Annotated in this window: 10 protein-coding genes; 9 read left to right on the forward strand and 1 reads right to left on the reverse strand. The window is 28.5% G+C overall.

Annotated elements, in window-relative coordinates:
- The first annotated feature begins 55 nt into the window (after window positions 1–55).
- The 3 genes from BUA86_RS07995 to BUA86_RS08005 all read left to right on the forward strand — a co-directional run bounded on the left by BUA86_RS07995 (window position 56) and on the right by BUA86_RS08005 (window position 3,239).
- Window positions 56–1,171: a glycosyltransferase gene (locus BUA86_RS07995; RefSeq protein ID WP_072931536.1), complete on the forward strand. Its 1,116-nt coding sequence runs from the start codon at window positions 56–58 to the stop codon at window positions 1,169–1,171.
- 196 nt (window positions 1,172–1,367) lie between these two features.
- The gene (locus BUA86_RS08000) at window positions 1,368–2,192 is read left to right on the forward strand and encodes a DUF5672 family protein (RefSeq protein ID WP_143147274.1); all 825 of its coding nucleotides are present in this window, start codon (window positions 1,368–1,370) and stop codon (window positions 2,190–2,192) included.
- 3 nt (window positions 2,193–2,195) lie between these two features.
- Complete coding sequence (locus BUA86_RS08005) at window positions 2,196–3,239, forward strand: glycosyltransferase (protein ID WP_072931540.1); 1,044 nt, start codon at window positions 2,196–2,198, stop codon at window positions 3,237–3,239.
- A gap of 161 nt (window positions 3,240–3,400) precedes the next feature.
- On the opposite strand, the gene BUA86_RS08010 is transcribed toward BUA86_RS08005, so the two are convergent.
- Window positions 3,401–4,393, reverse strand: coding sequence for a glycosyltransferase family 2 protein (locus BUA86_RS08010; protein ID WP_072931541.1), 993 nt, complete (start codon window positions 4,391–4,393; stop codon window positions 3,401–3,403).
- Between the two features lie 43 nt (window positions 4,394–4,436).
- Between BUA86_RS08010 and BUA86_RS08015 the strand changes: the two genes are divergently transcribed.
- The 6 genes from BUA86_RS08015 to BUA86_RS08040 all read left to right on the forward strand — a co-directional run bounded on the left by BUA86_RS08015 (window position 4,437) and on the right by BUA86_RS08040 (window position 16,016).
- Window positions 4,437–4,985, forward strand: coding sequence for an L-threonylcarbamoyladenylate synthase (locus BUA86_RS08015; RefSeq protein ID WP_072932024.1), 549 nt, complete (start codon window positions 4,437–4,439; stop codon window positions 4,983–4,985).
- A gap of 31 nt (window positions 4,986–5,016) precedes the next feature.
- Window positions 5,017–6,438, forward strand: coding sequence for a CCA tRNA nucleotidyltransferase (locus BUA86_RS08020; protein WP_072931543.1), 1,422 nt, complete (start codon window positions 5,017–5,019; stop codon window positions 6,436–6,438).
- Window positions 6,439–6,441: 3 nt separating this feature from the next.
- A complete protein-coding gene (locus BUA86_RS08025) occupies window positions 6,442–6,954 on the forward strand; it encodes an IS1096 element passenger TnpR family protein (RefSeq protein WP_072931546.1) in 513 nt (170 codons plus the stop codon).
- A gap of 155 nt (window positions 6,955–7,109) precedes the next feature.
- Window positions 7,110–13,190: an alpha-2-macroglobulin family protein gene (locus BUA86_RS08030; protein ID WP_083580325.1), complete on the forward strand. Its 6,081-nt coding sequence runs from the start codon at window positions 7,110–7,112 to the stop codon at window positions 13,188–13,190.
- A gap of 287 nt (window positions 13,191–13,477) precedes the next feature.
- Window positions 13,478–14,680 (forward strand): ankyrin repeat domain-containing protein, encoded by a 1,203-nt coding sequence (locus BUA86_RS08035; RefSeq protein WP_072931550.1) that lies wholly within the window; start codon window positions 13,478–13,480, stop codon window positions 14,678–14,680.
- 4 nt (window positions 14,681–14,684) lie between these two features.
- Window positions 14,685–16,016, forward strand: coding sequence for an ankyrin repeat domain-containing protein (locus BUA86_RS08040; protein WP_072931552.1), 1,332 nt, complete (start codon window positions 14,685–14,687; stop codon window positions 16,014–16,016).
- The last annotated feature ends 34 nt before the right edge of the window (window positions 16,017–16,050 follow it).

The following is a 16,050-nucleotide window of genomic DNA, read 5'->3' on the forward strand; positions in this document are numbered from 1 at the left end:
ATATGTTTATTTTTGATGTAAATAAACCAAACCAAACCAAAAACCTTAACCCAACGTGAAAATTCTAAACGTAACTTCCATTGTAGAATGGCGTGGCGGAGACGCGCAAATGTATACAATTTATAATTTATTAAACAAGTATAAAGACATCAAGCAATATATTTTATGCCCAGAAAACTCTTTGTTAGCTGAAAAATGTAAGCATGATAATGCTGATTATTTTACTTATAAAAAAAAGAGTAAAATTAAAAGCTTGGTTTCTCCTATTATAAGGATTGTAGAGGAACAAAATATTGATGTTCTACATATTCATGATTCTAGTGCTTTATCAGCAGCAATTTTAGCTAAAATGTTTACTCAGATCCAAGTTAAAATTATTTATTCTAGAAAAAGAAATAATCGTATTAAAGACAATTTTTTTAGTAAACTTAAATATGATAACTCCTATGTAGAGAAAATTATTTGTGTCTCTAAAGCTGTAGAGAAAATTTATTTAGATATAAAAATGAATCAAAGTAAACTTTTGGTCATTTATGATGCTATTGATGTAAGTAAATTTACAGGTAATAAATCAAAAAATATTATCCACAAAGAATTAAACATTTCAGATGATACGCTAATTATTGGCAACATTTGTTCTTTATCAAAACAAAAAGACATTAATACGTTTGTAGATACTGCGAAATTAGTTCTTGAAAAAATACAAAATAAAGTAGAGTTTGTTCTAATAGGTGGAGGAGAATTAGAGAAAGAATTAAAAGATTACGTAGATAGTTTAAATTTAGGAAATAAAATTCATTTTTTAGGATTTAGAAATAATGTGAATGAATTATTGCCTGAACTGAATGTTTTATTAATTACATCTCTTACAGAAGGTTTGCCTCTATCTGTTTATGAGGCTTTTGCGTCTAAAGTACCTATTGTATCAACAAAAGCGGGAGGAATTTCAGAAGTAATTATTGATAATGAAACTGGATTTTTAGCAGAAGTAGGTGCTAGTAATGCTCTATCAAGTAAAATTTTGACACTTTTAGACAATGACGAGTTGAGAAAAGAAATAGTTGAAAAAGCTTTTAATCTTGTCTCATCTAATTTTGATTTGAAAAATTTGGAAGAAAATTATTACAAATTTTATAAATCCTTAGAAATAAAATCTCAATTAGATTTTTGATATATCTTTAATTTTGAAGTGTTTAACTTGTTTAAATTAAATTGATTATTTCGAATTTTGTTTACTAGAAATTTTATTGCGAATGGTAATGAATTCTAAACTTACTGAAGTAGGGTTTAATTTATTTTTATAAATCTTATAGTAATCATAGATTTAATCTATATTTTATATCCATCTGTCAAAGATATGTTTATTTTTGTTGAAAATTATTGCTGACAGTCGTATGGTTAATTTAAAGCAGGTTATAATCGTTATCCCGATATATCAAGATTTTTTAGATGAATTTGAAAAAAAATCTTTAGACAGTATCATTCGTCATTTTAATGAATTTGAGATTGTTTTTGTTGCACCAAATGGAATGACTACAAAATCTTACGAAAATTATTTTTCTCAACTAAATAATTGGCGTTTAAAATATTTTAGTTCAGATTGTTTTATATCTATAGATGCTTATAATAAATTGCTATTGGATACACTATTTTACAAGTGTTTCGAAGAATATGAATATATGTTAATCTGTCAATTAGATGTTTATGTTTTTAAAAATGATTTACTTGCTTGGTGCCAAAAAGGTTATGATTATGTAGGAGCTCCGTGGATAGGAAGCTCTCGTAACTTTATAAATTTAACATTCGAAAAGTTTAATCGTTCAATTAGAAAGTTAAAAGGAAAAGCAATAAAAAATACTGAAATACTTTTTAAAGTTGGAAATGGAGGTTTTTCTTTAAGAAAAGTAGAAAAATTTATTCTTATAACAAAAGAGCAAAAAGGAGAGATAGAATTATTTTTAAAGACTAAACCAGAAACAGAATATCATGTAGAAGATGTTTTTTGGTCACTTTATGTTCCAAAAAAATATAAAGACTTTAAAATTCCTGGTTGGAAAGAAGCTTTAAATTTTTGTATTGATAGAAAACCTAAAAAGGCACTAAATTTGAATAATAATCAACTACCAATGGCATGTCATAGGTTTAATCAACCCAATCCAGCACGTTTTTGGAAAAAATATATTAATTTTTAACCGATGTGTAAAGAAAGACCGATTTATTTTATTTGTCCTGATAAAAAAATACCAGTTGGTGGTGTTAAGCAAATTTATAGGCAAGTAGAAATTTTAAGGAAAAATGATGTCAATGCATTCGTCGTTCATAGGAAAAATGGTTTTAAAGCCAATTGGTTTCAGAATAATGTTCCTATAAAATACTTTCCTAACATTTTTCATAAAATAGACAAGCAGAGAAAAACAAAGCCTTTTTATAAATTAAAGTACTTTTTTAAAGGTATTTTAATGAATAAAAAAATGCCAGAATTAGATAGTATTCTAGTATTTCCAGAAACTTTAGTCACACATATTCCTCCACATTTATTCGAACAAGAAAAGGTTATTTTTAATCAAAATTGTTATTATACTTTTAATGAATACAAGGAAGGAAAAACCAATTACGAGATTTATCAAGATAAGAAAACTTTATTAACAATTGTTGTGTCTCAGGATTCTAAAGAGTTTCTTGAGTATAAATTTGATGATTTATCTATTGTTAGAATTAGTCTTGGAATCAATGATAAGTTTTGTTACAATGAAGAAAAGAAAAAGCAGATTGCTTTTATGCCAAGAAAATTACCAACTGATTTAGTACAACTAAGATTACTATTAAAAAATAAAGCAATCTTTAAGGATTGGAATTGGGTTGCAATTGATAATAAAACAGAATGTGAAGTTGCCGAAATTTTAAAAGAAAGTGCAATCTATTTAAGTACAAATCATATAGAAGGGTTTGGTTTGCCTCCTGCAGAAGCTATGGCTTGCGGATGTTATGTAATAGGTTATACAGGAAATGGAGGAAAAGAATATTTCAAAAAAGAATTTTCATCGAGTATAGAGAGTGGAAATATTTTAGACTTTGCAAGAGAAATAGAAAATATTGTTGAAATTTATAATGCTAATTCTTTAGAAATTAAAGATAAAGGAAAATTAGCTTCTTGCTATATAAGAGAAAATTATAATATTTTCATAGAAGAAAAAGATATAATGAATATTTGGCAAAGATTAATTAATACAAGTAATTAAAAAATAACAATTATCTATAATTACATTTTGTTTAATGAATTCTATCTTTTCTTTAATAAAATGATGAGATACAACAAAAAACAGTAGAAAATAACTTAACATTTGCTGAAAAGGTATTACCAATATCTTTAAATAGATAATAAGCGTTTGTAGGAATTTAATTATACTTTTTGATATGTTTTTTTATTTTTAGTTATTGATAAGAACCAAGAATAAAAGCCTGTATAATAAATAGCAAGATAGAATTTGATAAAGCTCCAATAAGAGAAATTTTGTTTTGCAAATGATAGATATGGTTTTAGGAAGTTAATAATCTGATCTTTATAAATAGAGTCTTCGTTATCGTTATTAATAAGAATTATTTTTAAAGTTCTAAATATTTTTTTTATTGCCTTTATTTTATAACGTTCACCTAACTCATTTAACTGACTATTTGTAGATAAGAAGTCCATTTTTTCTCTTATTGCAAGGTAAAAATCATATTCTTTTTTTGAATTTGCTATCCTGCATATGCTTTCATTGTGTTGTCGGTAATGGTATTTAGCTTGATTTATTAAAATAATTCGATTTGTTTTATAAGCTATTTTATAGAAAATTGAATAATCTTCAAAGTATCTTTGTTCTGGGAATTGAAGATTTTCAAATATCTCCTTTTTGTATAATTTATCCCATAAATAACTTTTTATGGATTCGTCAAATATTATCTTTTCAAAGAAATCGTTTTTGTTTAAAATTTTTATATTTTGATCATCTCTAAATACTTTTTTATAGGATTCAAATTCTTCTATATATCCGCAAACTGCTATATCAGATGAATATTTATTGATACCATTATATAAAATTTCAAGAGTATCTTCTTCAATCCAATCATCAGAATCTATCCAGTATATATATTCACCAGTTGCTTTACTTAATCCTAAATTTCTAGATGAGGAAATACCTTTATTTATTTGATTGATAAGGATTATTCTTTCGTCTAATGTTTTATATTCTTGGCAAATTTCTAAGCTTTCATCTGTAGATCCATCATTAATTATAATTAATTCAAAATTTTTATATGTTTGTTTTAAAATAGATCTTATACACTGCCTTAAGTACGGGTACGAGTTATAGACAGGCAATATAATGCTTATTTTGTTGGTTTTTGGTTTCATAAATCGGTTATATTTGTAACAAAATTACAACAAAATGTCAGACATAAACGAAATTGTAGCAAGACTAAAAGAAGGAGAGACTATTTTATATCCTACAGATACTATTCTAGGATTAGGTTGTGATGCAAAGAATGAAGATGCGATCGAAAAAATTTATCAAATCAAGAATAGACCATCTTCAAAATCGTTGATTATTTTAGTTGATTCTCCAAAAATGTTACAAGATATTGTTGAGGTTCCAGAATTAGCTTGGGATTTGATAGATTTAAATGAGAAACCAATTACTATTATATACGATAATCCGAAAGGTTTACCAGCATCTTTGGTTGCAGAAGACAATACGATTGCAATCCGATTAACAGATGATTTATTTTGTAAGAAAATAATAGGAAAACTAGGAGGACCAATTGTTTCTACTTCGGCAAACTTATCAGGAGAGTCTTCTCCTAAGGTTTTTAAAGAAGTGAGTGAAGAAATAATTAAGATAGTAGATTATATTGTAGATGAAGCGAAAACGTTTGTGCCTCAGTTTACTGCCTCAACAATTATAAAATTAGGATTAGATAATCAAGTAAAAGTTATCAGAGAGTAGTTTTTTTCATCAAATCGTTTACTTTTGCAGAATGAAAATAATAGAAGCTGTATCAAATCCAATTTTTAAAAGCGTTGCCGAGGTTGCCGAAAAAATCGACCAGGAAACTTATGTTGTAGGAGGATTTGTTCGCGATTATTTATTAAATCGTGGTCATAAAAAAGATATAGATTTTGTAACCGTTGGAAACGGAATTTTATTAGCAAAAGAATTATCAAATACATTAGGAAATACATCCCAAGTTTCAGTCTTTAAAAGATTTGGAACAGCAATGTTTAAATATAAAGATACAGACTTAGAGTTTGTTGGTGCTCGTAAAGAAAGTTATTCAGAAGATAGCAGAAAACCACATGTAGAAGATGGTACATTAGAAGATGATCAAAAACGTAGAGATTTTACCATTAATACGTTAGCAATCTCAATGAACAAAGCTACATTTGGTGAATTAATAGATCCATTTAATGGAGTAGAAGATTTAAATAAGAAAATAATAAAAACTCCATTGGAGCCAAACGTTACTTATTCTGATGATCCATTAAGAATGATGAGAGCTATTCGTTTTGCTGCACAATTAGATTTTGAAATAGAAGAAAAATCTTTTCAAGCAATTATTGATAATTCAGAGCGCATTAACATTGTTTCTTTTGAACGTGTAATGGACGAATTTCAAAAAATAATGATGACAGATAAACCTTCGGTAGGATTATTGTTGTTAGAACAATCGGGATTATTACAACATATCTTACCGGAATTAATTGCCTTAAAAGGAATTGAAGAGGTTGAGGGACAAAAACATAAAGATAATTTCTATCATACATTAGAAGTGGTTGACAATATATCTGTTAATACTGATAATGTTTGGTTACGTTGGGCAGCTTTATTACATGATGTAGGAAAAGCTGTAACAAAACGTTTTGATAAAAAAGTTGGTTGGACTTTTCATTCGCACGAATTTGTAGGATCTAAAATGGTTGTACAAATTTTTAGAAGATTAAAATTACCAATGAGTAATCAAATGAAATTTGTCAAAAAAATGGTCATGATGAGTTCTCGTCCAATAGCAGTTGTTACAGATGATGCAACAGATTCTGCTTTAAGACGTTTATTATTTGATGCTGGAGAAGATTTTGACGACTTAATTACACTTTGTAAAGCTGATATTACAACTAAAAACGAAAAGAAACAGAAACGTTTTAAACAAAATTTTGAAGTTGTAGAGCAAAAGATAAAAGATGTTGAAGAACGAGATAGAGTTCGTAATTTTCAACCACCAATTACTGGAGAAGAAATCATGGAAATTTTTGATATTCAACCAGGAAAAGAAATTGGTATTCTTAAGAATGCTATAAAGGAAGCAATTTTAGAAGGAGAAGTAGAAAATAATTATAATTCTGCTCTAAAATTTGTAATTAATTTAGGAAAAGATTTAAATTTGGAACCGAAAAATATTTAGAAAGTGATATATAAAATTCGTGTTTTCCTTGATGCAAAGGAGGATGTATTTAGAGACATAGAAATTAAAGAAAAACAAACTTTATTCACGTTATATAAAGGTATTATAAGTGCTTTTAGTTTACAAGGAGAAGAATTAGCTTCTTTCTATAACTTGGACGAAGAAGGAAATCAAGGAAAAGAAATTCCATTAGAAGATATGTCTGATGATGGAACCGACGAAACAATGGCTGATTTTTATATCAAAGAAGCTTTTGCTGAAGTTGGAGATCGCATGATGTTTGTGTACGATTTTTTCGAAATGTGGACTTTCGTTGCAGAATTAATTGCAATAGAAGATAAACCTGCGGTTCTTAATTATCCTTTAACAGTTTATCGTTTCGGATCAATGCCATTAAAAGCTCCTAAAAAGGATATTGTTGTTGATTTAGATGAAGATGATGACATGGATTTTGATAATGATTCTGATTTAAATGACTTACAAATCGATGACGACATGGATGTCGAAGATTTATAAAATATAATTTTTTAAAATTTTAAGAAAAACCTGAATGGAAACATTCAGGTTTTTTTTATGTTTTTTAAACAGATTTTCAGCAACTTGACATTTTTTTTACATGTCAAAGCAACCTTTTTTCCGTATATTGCATCTACTCTATAAAGTAAACAATCATGAAACAAATTTTGTATTTAGTATTCATTTTAACCAATACGATGCTTATGGCTCAGTCCCAATCGATTGATCAAAAATGGAAGGAAGTTGAATTAGAATTGCAGAATGGTCAATTTAAATCTCTTCAACCCAAAATAGATTTAATCAAAGATTTATCTCGAAAAGAAAATAACCAAGCAAGTTATTTAAAAGCTTTGTTTTACGAATCAAAGATAAAATTTGCAACAACAGACGAAAAAGACGATGTGAATTTTGTGTTTGATTTGTTTAAAAAAGAATTAACAGGAAAATCAAAAGTCAATGATGCTATTGTAAATTCATATTTGGCACAATTGTATAATGCTTATTACAACGAAAATCGTTGGAAAATTGATAGCAGAACAAATGTAGAAAATCAATCATCTAATGATGTTCGCTTCTGGACAGAAGAAACATTTAAGAAAACAATTGTGGATTATTTTTCAAAATCAATTTCTGTTAAAAATGAATTAGTTAAAGCAAAATCAATAGATTATAAAATGATTTTGCAAGATGTTGATAATACTAATATTGATAATAAACAAATAGATTTAACACCAACTGTTTATGATGTTTTAGTTTACGAGTACATCAATTATCTAAAAAGAGAAGATGGTCAGGTTAAAATAAAAGAACTATACAGTGATTTAGTAGGGATTAATTTAAAAGCAAATAATCCGAATGCTATTTTATACAATGAATTGAATTTATTGGATAGTAGAAGATCAGAGTTTTCTACAGCAGATTTCATCAAACAAAAGGAAGCTTTAGTAAAAAAGTATCCAACAGCTTGGTTTACAGCTTATATCCAATATTCTTTAGCAACAGATTTGTATGCGTTAGATGAAAGTAAATTACAAAATATCAATCAAATTTTTGCTATTCAGCAAGATGTAACAAAAAACTTTCCGAATTCTAGTGAGAAAACTCAATTAGATAATTTAGTAGGTAAAATAAAATCGAAAGAATTTAAAGTTGATGCAGAGAAATATTTAATAGAGAATAAAAACTCTCCTATTAAAATAACTCACAAAAATTTTAATAAGATTTATGTAAAAGTGTTAGCATATAATGTAGGTTTTGAAGATGATTCAAAACAACAGTCATTATACGTTTACAATGACAATCGTATTCGTCAAGCACAAGAATTTTTAAATAGATTAAAAGTTGTAGAAGAGTATGCAATAGATTTAAAATCTTTTGATGATTATCAATCTCACTCTACAGTTGCAAAATTAAACCCATTAGCTAGTGGACGTTATATTATTTTGTTTTCTAATGATGCTTCTTTTAAAATTACAAAAGATGATGATATTGACTTTATAGATATTGGAGTTTCTAAATATGCAATTAATCCTATAAACAATCAGTTGTTTGTTGTAAATAGAGAAACAGGTAAACCAGAAAATAATATTTCTGTTGAGGTTTTAAATACGACGAATTATAATAAAAAGGAAACAAAAACTTTCGTATCTAATAAAAATGGAGAGATTATACTTCCAGAAGATTGGAGAGGTTTTGAATTTCGTGTAAAAAATGAGCATGCTGTTTATTCATCTTCTTTTTATAGAAATAGATACGGTTCTGACAATGGAGTAGAAAAAGATGTGAAAATATTTACTGATAGAGCAATTTATCGCCCAGGACAAACAGTTTATTTTAAAGGAATTTTTTACAGTTTAAAAGATAAAACCAGAAATGTTATACCAAACAAAAGCATAACTTTTGTTTTAAAAGATGTAAATGATAAAGAAGTATCAAAAGTAGATGTTACAACAAATGAATTTGGTTCTGCAAATGGAAGTTTTGTTTTACCAGCTTCTGGTTTAACAGGAAGCTTTGTTATTACTGCAGAAGATGATGACAATGATTATGGTTATTACTCAATACTAGTTGAAGAATATAAACGTCCAAAATTTGAAGTTGAGATAGAAAAAAATAAAGGAGTTTATAGTTTAAACGATCAAGTAAAAGTTGATGGAAAAGCAATAGCATTTTCAGGAGCAACTATAGACAACGCAAAAGTAAGCTACCGAGTTTTCCGTCAAGAATTATTTACATTTTGGCCATGGTATAGATCTATACCAAACAATCGTGGACAAAGAGAAGAAATAAAGGTTGGAGAAGCTACAACGGATGCAGAAGGTAAATTTAATTTTACGTTTGATGCAAAACCAGCTTCAGAGAAAAAGAAAGATGAATTAAGAATATATTCTTATTCTATAGAAGTTTCTGTAACGGATATTAACGGAGAAACACAATCTACTTCTTCTGTTGTAAAAGTAGGTGATACAAGAATGGTATTAAATGTTAACATTGCAGATAAAACAAATGTTGAACAATTAAAATCATTTAAAGTTGATGTTAAAAATCTAAACGATGAAAAATTAGATGGAAAAGGGCATGTAGAAATTTATTCTTTAAATGCACCAAAAGAAGTTGTTCGTCGTCAGAAATTTGTAACAGATTATAATTTTTATACAAAAGAAGAATTTAAGAAAATCTTTCCAAACGAGCCTTATGGAGACGAGATGGATTCGAAAAAGTGGACAACGAATAAAAAAGTTTTCGAAGCAGATTTTGATACAAAAGTTTCTAATGAAATAAAGTTTAGTGGAGCAACTAATTTAGAAGAAGGGTATTATGTTGTAAAAGGTTTTGTTTTAGACGGAACACAAAAAGTAGAAGTAGAACGTTTAGTTTATATTTCTAATGAAAAGAAAGCAAACGAGATTAAAACAATCTTAGCCGTTTCACAAGATAAAACATCTTACCAGCCAGGTGATGTTGCAAAAATTGATTTTAAATCTGGTTCTAAAGGAACAACAGTTTATTATGAAATAGAAGCAAATCAAAAAGTAATAGAAAAAGGATACTTAGATGTAGATAAAAAATCTAGAATAGAAATTCCGATTAAAGAAGAGTATAGAGGAGGTATTTATTTAAATTATGTTTTAACTAAGTTTAATGATGTACAATCTGGAGGTTTAACATTACCAGTTCCTTTTACAAATAAAGAATTAAAAGTTACGGCTGAAGTATTGCGAGATAAATTAACGCCAGGAGCAAAAGAAAAATGGCAATTAAAAATTGAAGGAGCAACTAAAGATAAAGTTTCCGCTGAGGTTTTAGCAGGAATGTATGATGCTTCTTTAGACCAATTTGCGTCTAATTCGTTAGATTTTAATGTATATAACATTACTAATCCTCGTCGTAATTACCAGTATTATTTATCTAATTTTTATGCAACGAATACATCAAGAACAATTTATTACCAGAATAAGTACAATTTTTACCAAAATGCTTACAATGGTTTAAGTTTAAACTTGTTCGATTTTACTTTCAACCAATACAGAATGAATCGAACAATGATGATGAGAAAATCTGCTGTAATGCCAAATGCATCTGAACAAGCAGAAATGTCTCTTTCAGATCAATTATCAGGAAGTGTTGATGGGATTGATTTACAAGAGGTAGTGACGGCTTCTAGTGCTCCAGGATCTGCTGATAAATTTATTATTCGTGGACTGTCTTCTTTATCAGAAAATGGGAATAATCCATTGTATGTTATAGATGGAGTTCCGTTTGATAAAATTCCTACAGATTTTAAAGAAGCAGATGTACAAAATATACAAGTATTAAAAGATGCTTCTGCAACAGCATTATATGGTGCAAGAGGAGCGAATGGAGTAGTTATTATTACAACAAAAGCAGGAGCAAGTAAAGCATTAGATAATGTACAAGCGCGTACAAATCTTAATGAAACAGCTTTCTTTTATCCAAATTTAAAAACGGATGCAAATGGAAATGTAATTATAGAGTTTACAACACCAGAAAGTTTAACAGAGTGGAAATTTATGGCGTTGGCACATACAACAGATCTTAAGACTGGATATTTAGAACAAAATGTTCGTACACAGAAAGATTTAATGGTTGTTCCAAATATGCCAAGATTTTTAAGAGAAGGTGATAAGATTTCAATTTCGTCAAAAATTAATAATTTATCTGACAAAACTTTAGTTGGTTCAGCAAAATTAATGTTGTTTGATGCATTTACAAATCAACCAATAGATGCTAAGTTTAGTTTAACGAATGCAATACAAAACTTTTCAGTAGAAAAAGGAAAATCAGACCAAGTTACTTGGACAATAGATGTTCCTAAAAATATTTCTGCTGTTGTTTACAGAGTAGTTGCATCTGCAGGAGATTTCTCAGATGGAGAAGAATCGGCATTACCTATCTTAACAAATAGAATGTTGGTAACAGAAACTTTACCTATTTATGTAAAAGAAGGACAAAACAAGACATTTAAGTTTGATAATTTAATCAATAACAAATCGACATCGTTAGATAATTTCAAATTAACGTTTGAAATGACTACTAACCCAATTTGGTATGCTGTTTTCTCTTTGCCTTATTTACGTGAGTATCCTTACGAATGTGCAGAACAAGTTTTCTCTCGTTTATATGGAAATATGATTTCAGAAAAAGTGATTAACTCTAATCCAAAAATAAAAGCTGTTTTTGATGATTGGAATAAAAAAGGACAATTGAAATCTAAATTACAATTGAACCAAGAATTAAAAAATATCATTTTAGAAGAAACTCCTTGGGTTAAGAATGCAGAAAGTGAAGAAGAGCAAATGAAACAAATTGCGGTTTTATTCCAATTAAACCAAATGCAAAATGAAATGAAATCTGCTTTTCAAAAATTATCAGATAAACAACAAGAAAATGGAGGTTTCGCTTGGTTTGAAGGTGGTCGTCCAAACGAATATATCACAACGCATATTGTAGCTGGATTTGGTAATTTAAAGAAAATGGATGTTAATTTTAATACATTTGGAATTGACGTTAATCCATTGGTTAAAAAAGCAATTCAGTATATTGATGCAGAAAACTTAAAGCGATTTAAAGAATTTAAGAAAGACCAAAAATCGTTTAAAGATATTGTTTACTCAGATGGTTTACATTACTTATATGCTCGCTCTTTCTTCTTAAATGAAGTACCAATGTCGAAAGAGTTGGAAGAGATGAAAACGGCGATGTTGAAAAATCTGAATGATAAAAAATTAGATTTATCATTGCAACAAACAGCAATGGCTGCAATTGTAATGAATCGTTTTGGAATGCAACCAACAGCAAAAATTACAATGAATGCTGTAAAAGAGAAAGCAGTTCTTTCAGACGAGATGGGAATGTATTGGAAAGCAAATCAATCTGGATGGTTCTGGTACCAAGCTCCAGTAGAAACGCAAGCAATGTTAATTGAAGCATTTGATGAGGTTTTAAAAGATGAAAAATCTGTTGAAGAAATGAAAGTTTGGTTATTAAAAAACCGTCAAACAAATCAATGGAATTCAACAAAAGCAACTACAAAAGCAGTTTATGCCTTAATGAATTTTGGTAAATCTTGGGTAGATGCAGACAAAGGAATCACTGTAAAATTAGGAAACCAAACAATAGATTTAGATAAAAATGCTCAAGCCGGATCTGGTTATGTAAAAACTTCTTGGAATAAAGAAGAAGTAAAATCTGATATGGGGAAAGTAGAAGTTTCTAAAACATCTCCAGGTGTAGCATGGGGAGCAATGTATTGGCAATATTTTGAAGATTTAGATAAAATTAAAACTGCCGAAACAGGTGTTAAGTTTAATAAGAAATTATATCTAAAACAAAATTCTGCTAATGGACCAGTTCTAAAAGAAATTACAGCTCAAACGCCAATAAAAGTTGGTGATGTTGTTACAGTTCGTTTAGAGATTTCAATTGATAGAAATATGCAATTTGTTCATATTAAAGATATGAGAGCAAGTGGTTTTGAACCAGTAAATGTTCTTTCTGGTTATAAATGGAAAGGAGAATTCGGTTATTATGAAAGTACACGTGATGCTGCAACAAACTTCTTCTCAGATTATATGCGTAAAGGAACTTATGTTTTCGAATATGATTTAAAAGCAAACAATGCAGGTAATTTCTCTAATGGAATTACTTCTATGCAAAATATGTATGCACCAGAATTAAGTGCGCAAAGCGAAGGAATTCGTGTTCAGATAAAATAATCTAATTAGATTTTTAATTAATTAATCCGTCTTTTACTTTGTAAGAGGCGGATTTTTTTATTACTTCAATAAACGTTATTTCGAGTAATATTATAATTAGCACAACTTTAACTTTTTATTATTTACCTGTCTTATATTGTTGTTAATTAAGTAGTTGATGTTTTTGTGAAGTACTTAATTTTCAGTTTTATATCCGTTTCGTAAAACCGTTGATTAACCATTTTTAATATTGTTTTGTAAATTGCATAGAGTTCATTTTTTACAAAAAGTATAAAAAATATAAGAAAATGTCAGAATTCAATCAACAAAACTTTTTCAATACGATATACAATGATTCTGAAGAAGAATTAATTCTATATTTAACAGAAAACTATAAAATTATTCCAGCAGATAAAAGAGAACAACTCTTAACTACTGTCATGCAAAACAAAAAGTGGAAAGTCTTTGATTATATGATAGACCATGAATTAATAAATACAGAATTATTTGAATATGATTCTTTTGATGATAGATTATTGAGTCCAATTATTTCTCAAACAAAATATTTTAATACTGATGATTTAGCAGAATATCTTCCTCATTTTGAAAAGTTTTTAAATGCATTAGACGATATTAATGAAGAGTTAGCAGGATATAACATTTTGTCTTACGCATTAGAAAATGGTTTCCCACTAGAGATTGTTGAAGCAATATTTCAAAATGGAATTAAACAAGATTTCCATAATAGAGCAGAGCAAAACTATTTACACATCGCTTTGTCTCAAAGACAAAATAGAACAGAAAATTACACACATTACATTAGTTCTTTTCTAATAGACAATGGAATCGATGTTAACAAAGAAGACATCGTTAAAAAAACACCATTATATGTTGCGTTAGAAAACAATTATATTGTAAAGCCTGAAACAATAAAATTATTATTAGATAACGGTGCAGATGTAAATGCTGTGGATAATAAAGGAATATCGCCACTATTTTACGTAAGTGCTTACAGTAAAAATCTAGAATTATTACGATTGTTTTTAGAATATGGTACACCAGATTTTAATCTATTAAATAAAGAAGGAGAAAATTTATTAAATGGTTTCTTAAAATATTCTCAAGCAAGTGATACAGATAATGAAATGTTGATGCTTTTATTAGATAATGGAGCAACTTTATCTGCGACATCAAAATACTATGATAAAGAAAAATCTGGGTTAGACTGGGTCATAGAAAAACCATCAGAATTACTGAAGCTTTTATTGGATAAAGATTTAATAGATGTAAATGAAATTAATAACGATGGGCAAACCATTCTAATAAAAGTTTGTCAAATAAATCCGAATTATGAAGAAGCGGTAGCAAAAGATTTATACAGAAAAGTAAGGTATTTATTAAAAGCAGGAGCTGACTCGTCAATAGAAGATAGGTTTGATAAAAAAGCCATTGATTATGCGATGGGAGATAATATGAAATCAAAAATTGTAGAAACCTTACTCGAAAAATAATACTATGTCACAGTCATTTTTAGTAGCCTGCGAAGGAGGAAAAAGAAAAATCGCAGAAATTCTTCTTGAGAATAATCAAGTAGATGTAAAATATACAGATGAAAAAGGAAGAACAGCTTTACATTATGCCGCTTATCAAGGTTATACAGATATTGTAAAAAAACTTGTAGAAAATGGTACAGATATTAATTATGAAGATCACAACGGTGAAACTCCTTTGTTTTTTTCTATCATTAATAAACAAAAACAGGCATCTAATTATTTATTAGATCAAGGAGCGAATTGGGAAATTAACGATTTCAAAGGAAATTCTTTATTGCATATTGTAGCACAAACTGGTCAGCAGGATATCGCAGAAAAATTAATTTCTTTAGGGTTAGATGTTAATGGACTTAATCAAAATGCTATTTCACCCTTATTAATTGCAATAGAACATAAATTTTTACCTGTAGTAAAAGTATTGATTCAAAATGGAGCAGATAGTAATTATACAGATAAAAATGGAAATACGCCATTAAACTTAGCTATACAACTAAACAGTATTCCAATTGTTTCGCTTCTGTTGGATAACGGATCGCAAGTAAACCAATTAAATGATTTAAACGAAGGCCCTTTGCTTTTAGCAGCTAAACTAGGAAACCGTATAGTATGTGAGCGATTAATAGAACAAGGTGCAGATATTTTTACAGAATCAAGAGAAGGAATTTCACCCGTTTGGTATGCTGTTGGAGCAAATTTAAAAGAATTAGTTGCATTATTTTTAAACAAAGGCCTATCGCCAGATTATGCTAGAAGTGTTGATGCATGGGACGGAAAAGATGGGAATTATATTCAAAAATTAATTGCGAATACAGGAACAAGAACTTTTATACTTGGTTTTGAATCTCATTATGCAGGTGAAACATTGCTACAAACAGCCTCTAAATTGGGTTATCTTTCGTTAGTGAAGTTATTATTAGATAACGGAGCAGATGTAAATAAACAAGATGCGTCTGGTAATACAGCTTTACATTATGCAGCTGCTTATGGTAAGAAAGATATTTTACGTTTTCTCTTAACAAATGGAGCAAAAACTGATATTGCAAATGTACTAGAGCAAAAACCAATTGATTACTCGAATATGAATGGATATAATGAGATTACGAGTAATTTAATTGAGTTTGGAGCAAAGACGAACGCCATAGAAGATGGAGTGGTTAGTCAACCTGTTCAACCAACAATTAAAGATTTATCAGATAAGAAAAAGGCGCTCTTAGATATAAAAGAACTTTTAGATGCAGGTATTCTTACACAAGAAGAATTTGATGTAGAAAAAAAGAAAATATTAGAAGCCTAATTAAAAAATCCTTACAATTCTGTTGTAAGGATTT

It is taken from the genome of Chishuiella changwenlii (assembly GCF_900142565.1).
Lineage (GTDB): Bacteria > Bacteroidota > Bacteroidia > Flavobacteriales > Weeksellaceae > Empedobacter > Empedobacter changwenlii.

Coding starts and splice junctions, on each gene's coding strand:
- BUA86_RS08005 (WP_072931540.1), top strand. CDS start 2,196: ATGTGTAAAGAAAGACCGATTTATTTTATTTGTCCTGATAAAAAAATA.
- BUA86_RS08010 (WP_072931541.1), bottom strand. CDS start 4,393: ATGAAACCAAAAACCAACAAAATAAGCATTATATTGCCTGTCTATAAC.
- BUA86_RS08020 (WP_072931543.1), top strand. CDS start 5,017: ATGAAAATAATAGAAGCTGTATCAAATCCAATTTTTAAAAGCGTTGCC.
- BUA86_RS08030 (WP_083580325.1), top strand. CDS start 7,110: ATGAAACAAATTTTGTATTTAGTATTCATTTTAACCAATACGATGCTT.
- BUA86_RS08035 (WP_072931550.1), top strand. CDS start 13,478: ATGTCAGAATTCAATCAACAAAACTTTTTCAATACGATATACAATGAT.
- BUA86_RS08040 (WP_072931552.1), top strand. CDS start 14,685: ATGTCACAGTCATTTTTAGTAGCCTGCGAAGGAGGAAAAAGAAAAATC.